General features: G+C 71.3%; 11 protein-coding genes and 1 pseudogene. 2 read left to right on the forward strand and 10 right to left on the reverse strand.

What is annotated here, in order from left to right; genetic code table 11:
- Positions 1–18: 18 nt before the first annotated feature.
- Genes ACSMXV_RS04620 through ACSMXV_RS04640 form a run of 5 tightly spaced genes read right to left on the reverse strand, consistent with a single transcriptional unit; the run spans position 19 to position 4,870 of the window.
- Positions 19–891, reverse strand: coding sequence for a Pvc16 family protein (locus tag ACSMXV_RS04620; RefSeq protein ID WP_473176422.1), 873 nt, complete (start codon positions 889–891; stop codon positions 19–21).
- Positions 892–933: 42 nt separating this feature from the next.
- On the reverse strand, positions 934–1,683 hold the full coding sequence (locus ACSMXV_RS04625) for a hypothetical protein (RefSeq protein WP_473176423.1): 750 nt from the start codon (positions 1,681–1,683) through the stop codon (positions 934–936).
- A complete protein-coding gene (locus ACSMXV_RS04630) occupies positions 1,676–2,404 on the reverse strand; it encodes a T4 family baseplate hub assembly chaperone (protein ID WP_473176424.1) in 729 nt (242 codons plus the stop codon). Before ACSMXV_RS04630 ends, ACSMXV_RS04625 begins: the two co-directional genes overlap by 8 nt.
- Before the next feature lie 41 nt (positions 2,405–2,445).
- On the reverse strand, positions 2,446–2,970 hold the full coding sequence (locus ACSMXV_RS04635; RefSeq protein ID WP_004003113.1) for a phage tail protein: 525 nt from the start codon (positions 2,968–2,970) through the stop codon (positions 2,446–2,448).
- A 34-nt stretch (positions 2,971–3,004) separates the two neighbouring features.
- Positions 3,005–4,870: a phage tail sheath subtilisin-like domain-containing protein gene (locus ACSMXV_RS04640; protein WP_473176425.1), complete on the reverse strand. Its 1,866-nt coding sequence runs from the start codon at positions 4,868–4,870 to the stop codon at positions 3,005–3,007.
- A 542-nt stretch (positions 4,871–5,412) separates the two neighbouring features.
- Here ACSMXV_RS04640 and ACSMXV_RS04645 point away from each other — a divergent pair.
- Positions 5,413–5,601: a hypothetical protein gene (locus ACSMXV_RS04645; RefSeq protein WP_473176426.1), complete on the forward strand. Its 189-nt coding sequence runs from the start codon at positions 5,413–5,415 to the stop codon at positions 5,599–5,601.
- 46 nt (positions 5,602–5,647) lie between these two features.
- Here the strand turns inward: ACSMXV_RS04645 and ACSMXV_RS04650 are convergent, their stop codons facing one another.
- From ACSMXV_RS04650 to ACSMXV_RS04670, 5 genes are all read right to left on the reverse strand, one after another.
- Entirely contained in the window at positions 5,648–6,235 is a 588-nt protein-coding gene (locus ACSMXV_RS04650) for a GTP-binding protein (protein ID WP_473176427.1), read from the reverse strand.
- Entirely contained in the window at positions 6,216–6,623 is a 408-nt protein-coding gene (locus tag ACSMXV_RS04655) for a DUF742 domain-containing protein (protein ID WP_473176428.1), read from the reverse strand. The genes ACSMXV_RS04650 and ACSMXV_RS04655 overlap by 20 nt, the downstream gene beginning before the upstream one ends.
- Positions 6,620–7,072, reverse strand: a complete 453-nt coding sequence (locus ACSMXV_RS04660; RefSeq protein ID WP_473176429.1) for a roadblock/LC7 domain-containing protein — start codon at positions 7,070–7,072, stop codon at positions 6,620–6,622. The genes ACSMXV_RS04655 and ACSMXV_RS04660 overlap by 4 nt, the downstream gene beginning before the upstream one ends.
- On the reverse strand, positions 7,069–9,552 hold the full coding sequence (locus tag ACSMXV_RS04665; protein WP_473176430.1) for a sensor histidine kinase: 2,484 nt from the start codon (positions 9,550–9,552) through the stop codon (positions 7,069–7,071). The genes ACSMXV_RS04660 and ACSMXV_RS04665 overlap by 4 nt, the downstream gene beginning before the upstream one ends.
- Positions 9,553–9,651: 99 nt before the next feature.
- Positions 9,652–10,434, reverse strand: a complete 783-nt coding sequence (locus ACSMXV_RS04670) for an MHYT domain-containing protein (protein ID WP_473176431.1) — start codon at positions 10,432–10,434, stop codon at positions 9,652–9,654.
- A gap of 497 nt (positions 10,435–10,931) precedes the next feature.
- Between ACSMXV_RS04670 and ACSMXV_RS04675 the strand changes: the two are divergent.
- Positions 10,932–12,351 (forward strand): annotated as a pseudogene (locus ACSMXV_RS04675) (IS1182 family transposase).
- Positions 12,352–12,779: the final 428 nt, after the last annotated feature.

Consider the following 12,779-nt stretch of genomic DNA (forward strand, 5'->3'; position numbering starts at 1 on the left):
CGTCCTCGTCATGTCGTCTCAGCTCTCCGCGTTCTCGGTCCCGCCGCCCGCCTCCGTACCGCGCGCCCTCGTCGATGTGCTCGGCTGGGCCGTCTTGCGGCCGCGCGCCGGTGCCTTGGCCGGCGTCTTGGCGGGTGCCTTCTTGGCGGGGCCCTTGGTGGCCGTCTTGGCCGGCGCCTTCGCGCGCGTCTCCGCGACGGGTTTCGCAGGGCCCTCAACGGCCTGTTGAAAGGCGGGAGTTGATGTCTCATCAGCCGCTGTCGGCGGCACGGGCGCCCCCTCAGCCCCAAACGGCACCACCCGCACCTCCGGCCGCTCCACCGGCTTCGCCGGCACCGGCGTCTCGCGGCCGTCGATGAAGACCAGGGACGCCTGGTAGACCACCGACAGCGAGTAGGGCGTCTGGTGGAGCATCCCCCACAGCTTCGATGTCTCGTCGATGTCCATCACCGCGGGCGTGAAGCGCACCCGCTGCACTGCCTCGACGAGGTTACTGCCTGTCAGGTACGGCCGTTCACCGGCCTGTTCGATGACGTCCTTCGGCAGGACCGGTATCTCATGCAGGGCACGCACCACGGCGCCGATCAGCCGCTGGCCGACCAGCTCCGTCTCCTCGCCGTACGCACTGATCAGGTAGTGCAGGTCCAGCGCGGCGGCGGGCCGCTTGCGCAGCGTGCCGTCGGCCGCGCGGGTCGGCAGGTCGTTGCCCCGCTGCGAGGTGTTGGGCGTGACCTGGTAGAGGAACACGGAGACAGTCGGCTCAGCCGGCGGTTCGGCGGGCGGCTTACGCGGCTCCACCTTGACGGCCTCGCCGAACTCCGGCCCCAGGTTGGACTCGATCAGCAGGGCGAGGGCCTGGGTGACATGCGCGATGGCGAGTGCGTTGCTCATGACGTCCGTTCCTCGGTTCCTGTGTGTGTCTCGTGCCGCATGTCACTCCCGCCCTCGCGCCAGGTACTCCGCCAGGCTCAAGGTCGCCCCCGCACGGCCCGTCGCGGGCGTCCGCTGCCGGCTGCCGCCGGACGGCGACGGACCCGCCGTCACCTCCAGCCGCCCGATCTGCACCTGCACCACCTGCTCGGGCGCCCGCCCCGGCCGCCGGGCCGCGGCCTGCCGTACGGCGTCGCGTGCCGCCGCCGTGTCCGCGGCGCTGGGCCGCAGAGGGGTGGACACGGCGGCGGGGGAAGCGGCGTCCGTACCCGGGGGGATGGGCACGGACGCCGCGGTCTGGGCGGAGCCCTGCTCCGACCGCGCCCGGCCCGTGGCGCGCCGTGCGGCATCGGGCACGGGCCGCGGCTCCGGCGCGACCGGCGCGACGGGACGCAGCAGCGGCGGCCCGGGCACCGCCTGCTGGGCGGGCAGCGGCGCCAAGTCCCCTTCCGCCGGGGCACGTTCGGTGTGTACGACGGTCCGCTCCCGTTCCGTACGCAGCCGCGCCTCCGCCGCCGGACGTGGTACGTCCCGCCGCGGTTCGGCGGACGGAGCGGCGGAGGGCCACAGCAGGCCGGTCCCGTCGTCCGGTTCGGGCGCTGTGTCCCGTACCGCCTCGACCCGCTCGAACGGGCCGGGCAGCCGGGGCCGTACCCGCGCCACACCCGGGCGCGGGCCGACCGCGGCCGGGGCGTGCCGGGCGATCAGCCGGTCGAGGAAGTCGGAAACCGGCGCCCCCTCAGCGTCAGACATCCGCACACAGCTCCAGGTAGTAGCGGCGCCGCAGCGGGCTGAGCGCCAGGATCTCCGGCTCGGTCCAGCCGTAGGCGGTGGCGAGCAGGTGGACGTCGAGCAGCACGTCCCGTGCCCAGGCGTCCAGTTCCGTCCACAGGTAGGAGGTGATGTCGAGCTCGGCCCGGGTGGCCTGCCCGCACTCGGGGCAGGCCACGTTGAGCGTCACGTCGGCGCCCGGGTCGGCGGCCTCGACCGCCTCGGCGATCCGGCGCTGCACGGGTGCGGGCAGGTCACCCGCGGCCATGTCCGCCCCGTCCCGCACCGCCGAGACGAGGCACCGCGCGAGCAGGGCCGTACGCGGATCCGCCGCCCGAGCCGCCGCCGTCAGGTCGGCGACGCCGGGCAGCCGGAACTCGACGTCCCAGCCGTCCTGCCGTACCCGTACGACGGAGTCGCCGCGCGCGCCAAGCGACCGAGCGAACTCCCCGGCGTCCAGGTCGAACTCCATATCCGCCCCGCACGCCGTGCACTCCATCCGCACCTGCATCCGCTCCCCGAACAGGGCCCGGCGCAGTGCGAACAGGTCGGCCTCCCTCTCGCCCACCGGCAGCACCGGCAGGCTCGCGGCGTCGAGGTCCGGCCGGGCGGTGCGGTGCAGCAGCAGCGCCCGCCCGACCGAAGCCTCGGCGAGCCCCGCCTCCCAGGTGACCAGCAGATCAGCCGCCCCGGTGATCGCCATCTCTCCCCTCGAATCCTGCGGATCCCCCAACTGCCCTCGTTTCACGCCGGGTTGAGGAACGACGGCTCCTCCGGCTCGGGCACCTCGTAGTCCCGCTCCCAGCCCTCGCACTCGAGCTTCAGCGACTGGATGGCCACCGCGTTGGCGTTGGCGTCGAGCTCGCCGAGGACCTGGTACTCACTGGGCCAGGTCCGGTAGAGCTTGTGCGAGACGGCGACCTGGCCGGCCTCATTGAGGACCTGGATGACAATGTCCTTGCGGAAGTCGGCGAGGGACACCTCGGAGCCGAGGCCCGCGCCGACCTGCCAGACCTTGTTGGCCCAGCGGTCGAACTCCGGGTCGTGGGTGACCCCGCGCTCCAGGGTGATGCCCTCGAACTCGGAGCGGCCCGGCGACTTGCGGGGAGACGACGGGTCGCCTCCATGTCGGTGCTTGACGACCTCCGTCGTCCGCTTCAGCGGACTGATCTTGCTGATGCCGGCGACCGTCCGACCGTCCCACAGGACAAGGAACTTGAAGTTCTTGTAGGGGTCGAAGCGATGCGCGTTGACCGTGAACTCAGCCATCGGATTCCTTCAGCTTTCCAAGATTCCCTGGCGCCTAGAGCGCGAACTGCCCGGACGTCTGCTGGATTTTGACGACCACGAACTCCGCCGGCCGGACCGGTGCGATGCCGACCAGGACGTTGACGATGCCGTTCTCGATGTCCTCGGCGGTCGTCGTGTCGCTGTCGCACTTGACGAAGTAGGCCTCGCGCGGTGTGCCGCCCTTGAAGGCACCCTGGCGGAAGAGGGTGTGCAGGTACGAGGAGGCGGCGAGGCGGATCTGCTGCCACAGGTTCTCGTCGTTGGGCTCGAAGACCACCCACTGCAGGCCGCGCTGGAGGCTCTCCTCCACGTGCAGCGCGAGCCGCCGCACGGGGACGTACTTCCACTCGCTGTCGAGGGCGTCCGAGCCCTCCAGCGTGCGCGCGCCCCAGACGACCGGGCCGGTGACCGGGAAGGTGCGCAGGCAGTTGACGCCGAGCGGGTTGAGCAGGCCGGTTTCGCGGTCGGTCAGGTTGACCGTGAGCGAGTGCACGCCCGCGAGCCGGGCCTCTGTGCCGGCCGGCGCCTTCCACACGCCGCGCTCGGAGTCCGTACGGGCGATGACGCCCGCGACCGCACCGGACGGCGGGAAGGAACGCAGCCGCCCGGTGAGCGGGTCGGTGAGCTGGAGGTGCGGGAAGTACAGGCCGGCGTGGTTGCCGCGCACGGCGTCGAAGGCGGCGAGCCCGGCGCGTGCGGTGTCGACGCTGACCCAGGTGCTCGGCGCGTCGACCAGCAGGAAGATCCGCCGCTCCGCGCACAGCCGCTGGGCGGCCGAGACGACCGTGAGCGCATCCTCGATCTTTTCGTACGCCGCCAGCTCAGGCAGGGCAAGGAGGTTGATGTCGGCGACGCCGCGCAGCGCCTGGATGCCGGTCTTGCCGGCCTCGCTGCCGATGAGGTCGCGCGGGCCGGGCGCCTCGCCGTCCTCGCCGCCCTCCAGCGGGAACACCGGCGGGTTGACCGAGGCCTCCAGGCCCAGGTCGTTAGCGCATTCGCCGAGGAAGCGGACGACGTCCTCGGGGTCGGCGGAGCCGGCGACGACCTGGATGCGCTTGCCGAAGGCGGTGACCTCGGCGCCCGCGAAGGCGTGCTTGCCGGGCGCGTCGGGCAGTGCCCGCAGCCTGCGCTCCAGGAGCAGCGCCAACTCGGCCACGCTGCACGGGGCTTCGCCGTCGAAGTCCGGGTCGTAGAGCGTGAACTCGCGCTCCACCTCACCGATCTTGACGGTCAGGTCGACGGCCAGGGTGGGCAGCTCGTCGCCGAACGGCTTGGAGACGGTACCGGACGGGTCGGGCCGGCCCTCGCCGACCACCTCGACGCGGATCAGCCGGGAGCCCGCGTTGATCACGGTCTGCACGTAGCGGCCGTGCGAGGCGTCCATGGACAGCCCGGTGAAGCTCTCGCGGGCCTCGCCTTTGGCGTCGTAGACGCGCAGGTTGAAGGTTTCGTCAGGGTTCGACGTGTCGTGGTCGACGGCGACGCGCAGGCCGTTGCCCCAGACGCCTGGCTCCTTGGCGTGCACTTCGAGGACCCGGCTCTCGCTACGGCCCTCGGTGGACTCCAGCGTGACGCAAGCGGCCTTGCCGCTGCCGGCCTTGGTGACACGGACGATCACCGCGACGGTGCCGCCGTTGCCGAAGAACTGGTGGACCGCGTAGCCAACGGCGCTCTGGGCGCTCAGGCCGCCGAAGCGGCGTTCGAACTCTGCGAAGCTGGTGACGCGTACCGGCTCGTTCAGCGGACCCCGCCGGGTGTGACCCACGAAGGCGGTCACGGACGTGGTCAGGGTCGAGATCGTGCGGGTGCTGCTGGGAAGCTCTTCGACGTAGACGCCGGGATACGTCGGCTTGGCGGCGCTCACCGCGCTCATCGGCATTCCCCCTCCTTATCCCTGTCTCTGGCACCGGGATGAAGGCACCAAGAGACGTGGGAGGGAGGTGCTCCGGAGCGGCGCGCAAACAGGCCCGCTAGTCGGTCGACGGCGGCCGTGCGCACCGCATCAAGTTCCCCCGTCATCGCCCCGGGCTTGTCGGTCGCCCGGGTCAAGCAACGCGCTTGTGACTCCTGATGCTCAAGTGCTCAATCCACCCTGATGTGCTCGGAGTTGACAGAACAAGACGCGTTTTGGCCACCCCGTGCAGGAGATTTCGTGAAGGTGGCCCCGCAGAATTCACACCTCAGGCCCGCGCGCCCTCGACAGGCGATCCACGGCTCCCACATAGGGGGCGCCGCGGAGTGGAGGGTATGCCCCGGCGCATCCGCGAACCTGACAGGCAGCGCTCCACCGGCCCCACGCAGCCGTCCACGTGTCCCCGTGGCGTCCCGAGTCGTACACAAGCCTGTCATGGCCGGTTTCCTCGGGGTGACGTGCACGCGCTGGCCACCGAGGCGCCAATGCGCGCCCTCGCGTGCCGATCCATGGCCGAATCACCCCGCATCGGCAAGGAACACTCCCCGGTTGCGCGGGGATACGAACGTTCGGGGCAGGGCGGGCAGGAGCGCGTCGAGCTGTACGAGCGGCGGGCCCGCGGCCTGGTGCACCGCAAGACGGTCACCGCGGCCCGGTTCGTCCGGCTGTACGGCGCCCATGGCTACGACCAGCGATGACGCGCTCAGCGCTGATAGGCCCCTTGGAAGGCCGTCCACCAGCCGCTCACGGTCCGGCTGTATCGAGGGACAGGACGTGCTCCACCAAGGAGATGAGGACGTCCTTGCCCGAGGCGTGTTCGCGTACGTCGCACAGGAGCACGGGGGTCTCGGGGGTCAGGTCCAGGGCCCTCGCGACGGCCTCGGGGGTGTGGGTGCGGATCCCGTCGAAACAGTTCACCGCGACGATGAACGGGATCCGGCGGCTCTCGAAGTAGTCGACCGCCGGGAAGCAGGCGGCCAGGCGGCGGGTGTCGGCGAGGACCACCGCCCCCAGGCATCCGGTGGCCAGCTCGTCCCAGACGAACCAGAAGCGGTCCTGGCCCGGCGTGCCGAAGAGGTAGAGCGCCAGGTCGTCGCCGAGGGTGATGCGGCCGAAGTCCATGGCGACGGTCGTGGTGGTCTTCGTGGTCACGCCCTGGAGATCGTCCACCGGTCGGGAGGCCTCGGTGAGGTGTTCCTCCGTGCGCAGCGGGCGGATCTCGCTCACCGACTCCACCAGCGTGGTCTTTCCGACGCCGAAGCCTCCGGCGATCAGCAGTTTCAGCGCCGTGAAGTCGGGGCGGGTGGCGCGGTCAGAGTGCTCGGAGGCCATGGATCACTTCTCGTAGGAGGCGGGCGTCCGGTCGGGAGCCGGGACCGGACGTCGTGTCGGGCGGGGTGATGCGGATGAGGCCGTGGGCCGCCAGGTCGCCCAGCAGGACGCGTACGACGCCCAGCGGCAGGCTCGAGTCCGACGCCAAGTCCGCTACGGGGCACGGGCCTTGGTCACAGAGGGCGAGCAGGTTGCGCTGTTCGGGCGGCAGGTGCACCTGCGGGGTGGCCGTCGTCGTGCGGACGATCGCCATCAGGTCGACGTGTTCCGCGCCGTTGCCGGTGCGGGCCCGGCCCGCCGTCATGGCGTAGAGGCGGACGAGCGGGCCCGCCTCGTCGTCGTAGCGGTCGGCCCAGGCGTCCGTCCGATCGGAGTGCGCGTCCGTCATGGGGCCTCGCCGTCCGACCTCGTGGGAACGCCGAGGTGTTCGCGGACCCGGTCCACGAGCAACGCCATCTCGTAGGCCACCAGGCCGATGTCGGCGTGGCCGTCGGTGAAGACGGCCAGGCAGGAACCGTCCCCGGCGGCAACCACGAAAAGGAAGCCGTCCTGCAGCTCGACCATGGTCTGCACGACGCCACCCGCGTCGAAGTGCCGGCCCGCGCCCTTGGCCAGGGAGTGGAAGCCGGAGGCGATGGCGGCGAAGCGCTCCGACTCGTCGCGGCCCAGGCCCGTCGAGGCGCCCACGCACAGGCCGTCGTTGGACAGCATGACCGCGCTGCGGACCTCGGCGACCCGGTCCACGAGGTCGTCGAGCAGCCAGTCGACGCCAGCAGGGCCGCCGCTGCCGGGTTCGTCGGCGCCGCCCAGGTTGGTGACGGTGTAGGTCGGGGTCATCGGGGTCCTTCTTCGGTCGCGGCGGCCTGGCCGCCTTCGGGCGGGGAAGAGGGGGCTTGACGAACCGCCCGGGCCCGGTGGCGGCCGGAGCGCAGGGACGTCATGGTCGCGCGGGCAGCCTCCGGGGAGCGGCGGACCGACAGCGACGCCCGGTCGTCGGCGCCGCCGGTCCGCCTCCCGGGTTCGCGCAGTTCGGGCGCCAGGTTCGCCTGGCGGACGCGGCGCGGCAGACCGTCCTGGGTCGCGGGTTCGGGATCGGGCTCGGGCTCAGGTTCCGGGGCGGGTCGGGTCCAGCGGGCGGTGTCGTCCACGGCGGGGTCGGGGGCAGGACCGGGCGCCGGTGTGTGCCGAATTTCCGGCGTCGTACGGCTGCGGCGCGGGAGTTCGGGTGCCTCCGGTGCGCGACCGGGGGCGGCCGATTGCGGCTCCTCTGCCTGCCGGGGGCCCATCTCCCGTACGCGCGCGGACAGTTCTGCTTCCTCGGCATGCACGGGCGTGCCCGGGTGCGGGTCGCGTACGGCTGCGGGCTCCGGTTCCTGCAGGGGCTCCCGTGCCTCGTCCGGCAGCGGGCGCAGGCCCGGGTGCGGGGCCTCGAGGATCTCCTGCGGCACGAAGACGACGGCTGTGACACCGCCGTAGACCGAACGACGCAGGGTGACCTCCGCGCCCAGTCGTTGTGCGAGGCGGTTGACCACGAACAGGCCCAGCTGACGGGAGTCGAGCAGGTCGATGTCGGCGGCGCGGATCTTCCCGTTGGCCGCCGCCAGAGCCTCGTCGCCCATACCGAGACCGCGGTCCTCGATCTCCAGGACGGCACCGGCGCCGACCTCCTCGCCGCGCACCACCACCGGGGTGTGCGGGGGCGAGAACTGCGCTGAGTTCTCGGTGAGTTCGGCCACCAGGTGCACCAGGTCGGCCACCGCGCTGCCGGCCAGATGCAGGTTGGGGACGTCGTGCAGCTGGACGCGTTCGATGTCCGCCGTTTCGGCGATGCCCGCGCGCACGGCGTCGATCAGTGGCACCGGGTTGCGCCACGCACGGCCGGGCGCCGAACCGGACAGGATGAGCAACGACTCGGCGTGCCGGCGCATACGGCTCGTCAAATGGTCCAGGCGGAACAGGTCTTCCAGGTCGGCCGGGTTCTCGGTGCGGCGCTCCATCGTGTCCAGGAGGTCCAGCTGCCGGTGCAGGAGCACCTGGCTGCGGCGGGCCAGGCTGACATAGACGCCGGACACACCGGTCAGCACGGCGGCGCGGCCGGCGACGGCGCGCAGGGCGGCGCGCTGCACGGTGGTCAGGGCCGCGCCGACCTGGCCGACTTCGTCGCGGATGGGGGTGCGGGCGAGCGGCGCCTCAGTGTCGAGGTCGACGTCCTCGCCGTTGTGGATGCGGCGCATCGCCGAGGGCAGCCGGGTCGCGGCCAGATCGAGCGCGCGGTTGCGCAGCCCGGTGAGGTCGGTGACCAGACCGCGGCCGATACGTACGGACAGGACGAGCGAGAGCACCACGCCGAGCAGGCCGAGGATCACCGCGAGGCCCGAACTGCCCAGGTTGGAAAGGGAGTAAGGCTCCGCCGTGGATCCCGCGGCGGTCGCGGAGCGCTCGGCTCGGGCCAGTCCGGTCAGGACGTATCCGGCGGCGGACTGCCAGCGCCCGGCGGGCACGGCGGTGGCGGCGCCGGCGGCTTTGGCGTCGAGCACCGCTTCCTGGGCGGCGATCAGGTCGCTGCCCCTGCCACTGTCGAGGACCGTGCGGTAGGCAGCGGCGTCCTGCGCACCCAGGTCGGGGACGGCGCTCTTGGTGAGGGTGCGCTGCAGCGCCACGTCGCCGACGAACGCGCGGTACTCGGCGTCGGTCATGGTGCCGCCGGCCTGCGCCGCGCCGAGCACGGCATCCTGGCGGCTCAACGCCTCTCGCGCACGCGCCAGTTCGAGCACGGTGCGGGTGTCGGACGCAGATTCGGTGCGGTCGGCGCGGGCGAGCACGGACCGCACCGCGAAGGCCCGGTCGACGATGGCGCTGTAGTCGGACAACGCGGCCGAAGGCCCGTGGGCGGTGCGTCCGGCGAGCCGGTCGGCGCTCTTGAGCAGCCGCTCGATGCGGTCAGGCAGCGTCGCGTCCAGGCCGGCGATGTCGGTGCTGCTGGAGCGGATGCCCGCGCGCAGTGCCGTGACCGCCTTGTCCGTACGGGACTTGGCGGCAGCGTTGTCGTCGCGGGTGGCGACGCTGGGGGTCGCGCGGTACTTCAGGGCGGCGGCGCGCTCGTCCTGCACGGCGTCGGTGAAGTCCGAAATCGGCTGTATCAGTGCCGAGTTGACCTCCTTGAGCTGCTCGGTGGCCGAGACCTGGGACGCGGTGGTGACCGCGGCGTGGCCCCACAGCGCCATGAGCGATACGGCCGGCACGGTCAGCAGGGTGACGACCTTGGCTCTGATCGATTTGGGGCGCAGCCGTTCGGGCAGCGGAAAGTGTGCTGGCATGACGAGGGATCTCCTTGACGGGCAGGAGTGTTGAGGGGGCGCGGAAACGGGGCGGGCCCCGGGCAAAAGGTGTGCGGGAGTTGCGGTGCAGGCGGCCGGTCAGCTCGCCGGGAGCTCCACCTCGTGCAGCGGCCGGGCCGCGGCCTCACTCTCGGCACGCTCCCGCGCCGTCGGGGACAGCGCGACGAACGCACAGGTCAGGAAGAGGAACGAGCCGATCACGACGGCGAGCGGCAGAATGAACGCGGTCGCGCTGGCGCCCCCGAGAGGCTCGGCGCTGGAGCGCACGGACACGGACGCCGCGGCCATGCCGGTGTAGTGCATGCTGCTGACCGCGAGGCCCATCGCCAGCGCGGCGACGGCGGCGACCAGGGTTCCCCGCACGGCGAGCGCGGCCCACAGCGCGGCGGACGCGGCGACGACGGCGATCACGACGGAAACGGCGACCAGGGCGGGATCGTACGAGATGGCGCCGTTGAGCTGCACGGCGGCCATGCCGATGTAGTGCATCGCGGCGACGCCCAGGCCAGCGCCGAGGCCGCCGAGCAGGACGGAGCGGGCGCGCGAGCCGCCGTAGCCGGCGACGAACACACCGGCACCGACGACGGCGATGGCGACGACGAGGCTCAGCAGGGTGAGCGGGATGTCGTAGCGGATCGCGGTGCCGTCGACGTGGTAGCCGAGCATCGCGATGAAGTGCATCGTCCAGATCCCGGCGCCGATCGCGGTCGACGCGGTGATCAGCCAGTTCCTCTTGGACCGCCCCCCGGTGGCCAGGGCCCGCACGGTGCAGCGCAATCCCAGCGCCGCGCCGACGACGGCCATGGCGTACGACAGGACTGGAGTGATCCAGCCACCGTCCATGTGGTGCATGTGACCCACGAATTCCCTCTCGCTCTGCGCAGTCGCCCCCAGTCGGACGGGACGCTAACACGCAGTTCTTTTCTCGCCACGTGTCGGAAAATCGACCCATCACGAGGGTTACTGATCGGTAGGGCCCGAGTTCAAGCGGCCCTCGCGGGACATGGCGACTTATCGGGGCCCGACGTCGATGCGACTCTTGTCACGCCGCGCCTCGGGGCGCTTCAGACATCCCGGACACGGAAGGTTTCGGGTATCTGGGACGGCCTCGACGGACGCCAACTCTCCGCCGGACCTGGCGAAGGCTGCCTGCGGTCGTCCCGCGCGGTGACGGGCGTCGGGTCAACCGGAGTTGCAGACGCGGAGTCCCGGAAGCAGCCAGGAGCGTGGGTCAGTAAGGAGAAACCCGCCTCCGCTTCGTGATCATTGATGCGAGATGGTCTTGGTATGCGTGGAGGGGATGGGCTGTTCGAGGCCGAGCGGTCGGGAAGAAGCGGCCGCATGGTCGTGCGGCGGGGGTGGACAAGCCGCTTCGGGCGTTCGACCCGCACCAGGTGCTGCTGCTGCCGTCGCTGGACGACTGGCTGCCGGAGGACCACCTGGCCCGGTTCGTCGCCGACCTGGTCGACGAGGTGCTCGGCCTCGGGCCGATCCTCGCGGACTACACCGAGAAGCGCGGCTACCCGCCCTACGATCCCCGGCTGATGGTGCGGCTGCTGATCTACGGCTACACCACCGGCATCCGCTCCTCGCGCGATCGAGCGCAAGTGCTCCGACGACGTCGCACTCCGGTTCATGGCCGCCGGCCAGGCCCCTGACTTCCGCTCGATCGCCCGGTTCCGCCGCCACCTGGACGCGCTCGCCGGCCTGTTCACCCAGTCGCTGCACCTCGCCTTGAAGGTCGGCATGGTCAAGATGGGCCGCGTCGCGCTGGACGGCACGGAGCTGGAGGCCAGCGCCTCCAAGCACAAGGCGATGAGCTACGCGCGGCTGGTCGACAAAGAAGAGCGGATGGAGGCCGAGATCGCCGCTTTGGAGGCCAAGGCAGCCTCCCTGCTGGCAGATGCGGAGGCCACCGACGAAGCCGAGGACCAGATCTGCGGCCCCGACGGCAAGGACACCGACCTGCCCGCCGAACTGGACCGACGGGAGAAGCGCCTGGCGAAGCTGCAGGCTGCCCGCGCGCAGATCGAGGCCGAGGCCGCCGAGAAGGCACGCCGCCACGCGCAGGAGAAGGAACGCCGCCGCCAGGACCGCACTGGCACCAGCGACGAGCAGGCTGTCACCGACGCGGGCGAGGCGGCCGCCCCCAAGGCACGGCCCGAGCCCAAGGCCCGGGCCAACTTCACCGACCCCGACTCACGGATCATGAAGAACAGCGACGGCGCCTACATCCAGGCATACAACGCCCAGGCCGTCGTCAATGAGAAACACCAGGTCATCACCGCCGCCGACGTCACGACCAACCCCTCGGACGCGCTGAACTACACCCGCATGCTCGACCAGTCCGCAACCAACACCGGCCACCGTCCCAAGCAGGCCCTCGTCGACGCCGGATACTGCTCCGAAGCCAACCTCGAAGCCGCGAAGGACCGCCAACTTTCCTGCGGCACCGACACGTTCATGGCCACCGGCCGCCTTGCCCATGACGAACAGGTCCCGCCCGCACCACGCGGACGCATACCAGCGAACGCCACGCTCAAGGAACGCATGGCCCGCAAGCTGCGGACCAAGCCCAGCCGGAGGGCCTACAGCCGCCGAATAGCCATCGTCGAACCCGTCTTCGGCCAGATCATGACCTGCCAGAACGGCCGCCAGGTCCGGCTCCGCGGCGAGGACGGGGCCCGAGGAGAAGGGACGCTACTGGCCTCCTGCCACAAGCTCCGCAAGATCTTCCGACACATCGGGACCACCCGACTCACTGCGGCGATCGGCTGACCGTCCCCGGCCGTCGGCCCCTCCGGGCCAACTCCCGGGCCGCCAAAACCTCCGACCCGCCCCGGAGAGCACGGACCGGGCGCACACGACCGATCCCAGCGATCACGACCGCCCGGCCGCTCGCCCGCTACTGACCCACGCCCCTGGGCCCTGCGGAACGAGTAGACCTTCGGGATCACGGCATGGGCGAGCATCTTGCCCTCATCACCCGGTCCACCTGGGCTTGAGATCCGGGCACCACCTCGAACCGGCAGCGCAGGTCGGCGAGTTCGCTCGGACTGATGCCCATGGGCAGCCTCGCGCTTGGTGCGGCCGGACATCGGACCCCCAGTAGTGGCCAGACCAGGACTACCCGAGGAACGACAGCCGCACTTGACGGTTGGGATTATCCGTATTCGTATCCGCCAAACTCCGTTAGGGCAACCCCA

The sequence above is a fragment of the Streptomyces sp. DSM 42067 genome (assembly GCF_055792885.1).

What these genes read in the sequence shown, in the direction of transcription:
- ACSMXV_RS04660 (WP_473176429.1), bottom strand. Translation starts at nt 7,072, where the DNA reads ATGACCCCGACCTACACCGTCACCAACCTGGGCGGCGCCGACGAACCC.
- ACSMXV_RS04630 (WP_473176424.1), bottom strand. Translation starts at nt 2,404, where the DNA reads ATGGCGATCACCGGGGCGGCTGATCTGCTGGTCACCTGGGAGGCGGGG.
- ACSMXV_RS04635 (WP_004003113.1), bottom strand. Translation starts at nt 2,970, where the DNA reads ATGGCTGAGTTCACGGTCAACGCGCATCGCTTCGACCCCTACAAGAAC.
- ACSMXV_RS04640 (WP_473176425.1), bottom strand. Translation starts at nt 4,870, where the DNA reads ATGCCGATGAGCGCGGTGAGCGCCGCCAAGCCGACGTATCCCGGCGTC.
- ACSMXV_RS04655 (WP_473176428.1), bottom strand. Translation starts at nt 6,623, where the DNA reads ATGACGGACGCGCACTCCGATCGGACGGACGCCTGGGCCGACCGCTAC.
- ACSMXV_RS04625 (WP_473176423.1), bottom strand. Translation starts at nt 1,683, where the DNA reads ATGTCTGACGCTGAGGGGGCGCCGGTTTCCGACTTCCTCGACCGGCTG.
- ACSMXV_RS04645 (WP_473176426.1), top strand. Translation starts at nt 5,413, where the DNA reads ATGGCCGAATCACCCCGCATCGGCAAGGAACACTCCCCGGTTGCGCGG.
- ACSMXV_RS04620 (WP_473176422.1), bottom strand. Translation starts at nt 891, where the DNA reads ATGAGCAACGCACTCGCCATCGCGCATGTCACCCAGGCCCTCGCCCTG.
- ACSMXV_RS04665 (WP_473176430.1), bottom strand. Translation starts at nt 9,552, where the DNA reads ATGCCAGCACACTTTCCGCTGCCCGAACGGCTGCGCCCCAAATCGATC.
- ACSMXV_RS04650 (WP_473176427.1), bottom strand. Translation starts at nt 6,235, where the DNA reads ATGGCCTCCGAGCACTCTGACCGCGCCACCCGCCCCGACTTCACGGCG.